Genomic DNA, 3,542 nt, shown 5'->3' on the forward strand with positions numbered 1-3,542 from the left:
CCAAACGGCGCTGCCGCTCACGAGCATTTGACACAAGAAGAGAATCAAATATCGGATTCCCTGTGTATGCCAGGATTCCTGTGTGCTGGAAAAGCTCCAGCGGCGATTGAGAATAAAATTATAGATGCCGGAGCAAATCCGTGCGCCGAATGTGGCGGTTAAGATCGCCTGAGCCGTCCGGGACGGCAGCAAACACGCAAACAGGGAAAATAATACGATGTCGATACAAAAGCTGCTCAGCGAGGCGATAGCGAAGCGCAATGGCGCGGCATAAATGCGGGCGGAGTCGCGCAGCGGACGAAAGTGAGAGACAGAATTGTTGTCTTCATATACTGTCTCAATGGGGACATATCGGAGAGGGATGTGCTGCTGGGCGGCAGAGAACAACAGGTTCATTTCATATTCATAGCGACTGCCGGGAACGGAAAGCGCAAAGTCAAACAGAGCGGCGGGAATCCCGCGCAATCCTGTCTGGGTGTCCGGACAGCTGACGCCCGCAGAGAGACGGAAAAACAGCGACGAGAAGCGGTTTCCGAATCGACTGCGAAAAGGGATTTGCTCGCCGGAAAAATCACGTGTGCCGAGGATAAGGCTGCTTGCTGTGGATTCCAGCGCACGCGCCACGCGCACAATGTCTTTGACGAGGTGCTGGCCGTCTCCGTCCGCGGTGACCACACCGGAAATGGTCGGAAAATGCTCGCGCGCTGTGCGCAGACCGGTGCGCAGGGCTTCGCCCTTGCCGCGGTTGCGGTCGTGATGCACGACGACGCAGTCGAGAGAGGCACACAGGTCAAAAATTGGCTGAGCACTGGCGGTACTGCCGTCATCAATGACAATGATTTGCGTCAGTCCTTGCTCACGCAGCTGAGAGACCAGTGTGCCGAGCCGCTCATTCGGATCGAGAGAGGGAATGAGAATCGCAATATTCACTTCTCTCACCTCCGATGGTTTAGTCGTCAAACAGCGATACAAATTCTACGCGCGGGGCAGTAAATACCTTGTGGTTGAGATAACCGAGCGAACCGGCATCCGTCGTGAAATCAAATCGGAGCTTGTACGAGCACAGCGCCTGCGATTTGCGGCGGTATTTGCGGTTCATTTCATTTTTACCGTATTTGCTGTCGCCGAGCAGCGGATGCCCCATGTGGGAAAACTGTGCGCGCAGCTGATGAGTGCGGCCGGTAATCAAATCACACTCGACGAGAGACAGCTCCGGCGTTTCTTTTAAGACGCGATACTGGGTGATCGCCGTGCGTGCACCGGCAACCGGATGATCGTGCACGGAAACACGATGCTCGCTCTCGTGACGCAGAATGTAGTTCTTGATGCGGCCGTCGCGCGGGCGAACGCGGCCACAGGCGACACATAAATAACTCTTGTGCAGCTCGCGGTCGCGGATTTTTTGATTCATCACGCGCAGCGCTTCGGCGGTCTTGGCGGCAATGACAATGCCGGAGGTGCCGCGGTCAATGCGGTTGCACAGCGAAGGCGTAAACGATGCCTCTTTGTCCGGATCCCATCGTCCGTACTGATACAGATACGCCTGAATGCGGGCGATGAGCGTGTCACTGGTGCCGTTGTCATCGGCGTGCACGACAAGTCCTGCGGGCTTGTTGACAAGCAAGATATGCTGGTCTTCATAAATCACATCGATATTCGGCTTAACATGCAGATAGGCTTCCTCTTCGCTGTGCTTTTTCGGCTTTTCAAAAAATTCGTCGTTGATGTACAGCTGGAGAACATCGCCTTCTTGCAGCCGATAGGCGAAGTCGGTGCGCTTGCCGTTAACCTTGATGCGCTTGATGCGGATGTACTTGTGCATCATGCCGCCGGGGAGCAGAGGAACGGCTTTTTCTAAAAATTTATTTAAACGCTGCCCGCTGTCGTTCTTGCTGATGGTGAACTGTTTCACGAGAATCCTCCTGTTTTGTCATTTCTTTTGCTTTTAGTTTAACCGTACCGGCGCAGAAAAGCAATGGTTTTTGTCCAAGATCCGCTGTTTCGGTGCAGGAAGGGCGGGACGGAGCATCAAATCTCTGTGCAGGTTTGACAAAAAAATAAAATTCCCTGTATTTTTGGGAAAAAATCAGCAGAATGGGCTGAAATTTTCTAAAATTTGTGCTATAATGAATAAACCTTTGGAAATGTGGGAAGAAAGCAGAGTTTTCTGTTGACAAACTCCGCTTCCATGAGGTATACTAATAATTGACCGTCAAGCGAGGAATGCTATGAAACTCGATTTGAAACGCATCTCGGTGACCGATGGAGCGGTGATCCCGTTCTCTTACGACGCCGACCTGACAAAAGAGGAAATGAACGGAGAATATCCGTTCCGTACACCGGTTCATATCGAAGGAGAGGTTCGGAATCATCTGGGCGTGCTCCGACTACAGGCATCAGCCAGCGCACTGTATGAAACGCGATGCGCCCGCTGTCTGGCTCCTGTCAAAAAGGACGTTACGGCACAGTGCTCGTATGTTCTGGCGCAGGAAGTACAGGAAGATGACCGCGACGATATTTACCAGATAGACGGGCAGAGCATTGAGCTGGACGACATTATCATCCCTGCCCTGCTGCTCGAAGTCGACTTTGCATACTATTGCAAGCCGGACTGCAAGGGACTGTGTCCCAAATGCGGCAAGAACCTGAATGAAGGTCCGTGCGGCTGCAGCACAAGGGAAATCGACAGCCGGCTGGCTGTTCTTCAGAAGCTCCTGGATCAGGACGACTGAGGAATGATACGATTCATCAAAAAAGAACTTTTAGGATAGACAGAGGAGGTGTTACCGAAATGGCAGTACCAAAGAGAAAGACTTCTAAGGCAAGACGTGATACCAGACGAAACAACGTATGGAAGCTGAGCGCGCCGGGACTGGTGAAGTGCCCGAAGTGCGGCGAGATGAAGCTCCCGCATCAGGTTTGTAAGGCTTGCGGCTCCTACAATGGCCGTGAGTACCTGAAGGTTTCCGAGTAATTTCGGAGCACCGATGCAGATGAAAGAAAGAATAGAGAAGGCGGCCGTAGCTTCCTTCTCTATTTTTTTGCCGTGAGAGTTGACGGAACTGCTTAGAAATGCGATAATCGTATTGAACTCTCAAGAAAAAACCAACAGAATAAAGCATTCTGTGAAAAATGAGTCATATCCCGCGCGTCTCAGCGGCGTGCGGCAGACGGAAAGGAGTATTACAATGGCAAAACCAGTTGTAGCGATTGTCGGACGCCCAAATGTCGGCAAGTCGCAGCTGTTTAACCGCTTTGCCGGTAAGCGACTCTCGATTGTAGAGGACACGCCGGGTATTACCCGCGACCGACTGTATGCGGATTCCGAGTGGCGCGGCCGTGCCTTTCAGGTCATTGACACCGGCGGTATTGAGCCGAGCACGGACAGTGAGATCCTGAAATTCATGCGTATTCAGGCGGAAGCAGCCATTCAGGCGGCAGACGTGATTATTTTGATGACGGATCTGCACAGCGGTGTGACCGCGACAGATGAGGAGGTAGCAGCGATGCTGCGCCGCTCGCGCAAGCCGATTGTGCTTGCC

The 3,542-nt window shown here is 52.7% G+C and carries 6 protein-coding genes; 3 read left to right on the forward strand and 3 right to left on the reverse strand.

Annotation, left to right across the window (positions count from 1 at the left end; translation table 11 throughout):
• The 3 genes from ACR0P9_RS09290 to ACR0P9_RS09300 form a co-directional block, all read right to left on the reverse strand.
• Positions 1-930, reverse strand: a 930-nt coding sequence (locus ACR0P9_RS09290) for a glycosyltransferase (protein ID WP_432619469.1), incomplete at its 3' end; no start/stop codon positions are given.
• Between the two features lie 19 nt (positions 931-949).
• On the reverse strand, positions 950-1,912 hold the full coding sequence (locus ACR0P9_RS09295) for an RluA family pseudouridine synthase (protein ID WP_432619471.1): 963 nt from the start codon (positions 1,910-1,912) through the stop codon (positions 950-952).
• Entirely contained in the window at positions 1,863-2,177 is a 315-nt protein-coding gene (locus ACR0P9_RS09300) for a hypothetical protein (RefSeq protein ID WP_432619473.1), read from the reverse strand. Before ACR0P9_RS09300 ends, ACR0P9_RS09295 begins: the two co-directional genes overlap by 50 nt.
• Before the next feature lie 51 nt (positions 2,178-2,228).
• On the opposite strand from ACR0P9_RS09300, the gene ACR0P9_RS09305 reads away from it, so the two are divergent.
• From ACR0P9_RS09305 to ACR0P9_RS09315, 3 genes are all read left to right on the forward strand, one after another.
• Positions 2,229-2,732, forward strand: a complete 504-nt coding sequence (locus ACR0P9_RS09305; protein WP_432619475.1) for a YceD family protein — start codon at positions 2,229-2,231, stop codon at positions 2,730-2,732.
• A 59-nt stretch (positions 2,733-2,791) separates the two neighbouring features.
• Positions 2,792-2,974 carry a 50S ribosomal protein L32 gene (gene rpmF, locus ACR0P9_RS09310; protein WP_216471297.1) on the forward strand — a complete coding sequence of 61 codons (183 nt, stop codon included), beginning with the start codon at positions 2,792-2,794 and terminating at the stop codon, positions 2,972-2,974.
• A gap of 214 nt (positions 2,975-3,188) precedes the next feature.
• Positions 3,189-3,542: GTPase (locus ACR0P9_RS09315; protein ID WP_432619477.1), on the forward strand; the 354-nt coding region annotated here is incomplete at its 3' end.

The sequence above is a fragment of the Butyricicoccus sp. genome (assembly GCF_050872565.1).
Taxonomy (GTDB): domain Bacteria; phylum Bacillota; class Clostridia; order Oscillospirales; family Butyricicoccaceae; genus Butyricicoccus_A.

What these genes read in the sequence shown, in the direction of transcription:
- rpmF (WP_216471297.1), top strand. Translation starts at nt 2,792, where the DNA reads ATGGCAGTACCAAAGAGAAAGACTTCTAAGGCAAGACGTGATACCAGA.
- ACR0P9_RS09305 (WP_432619475.1), top strand. Translation starts at nt 2,229, where the DNA reads ATGAAACTCGATTTGAAACGCATCTCGGTGACCGATGGAGCGGTGATC.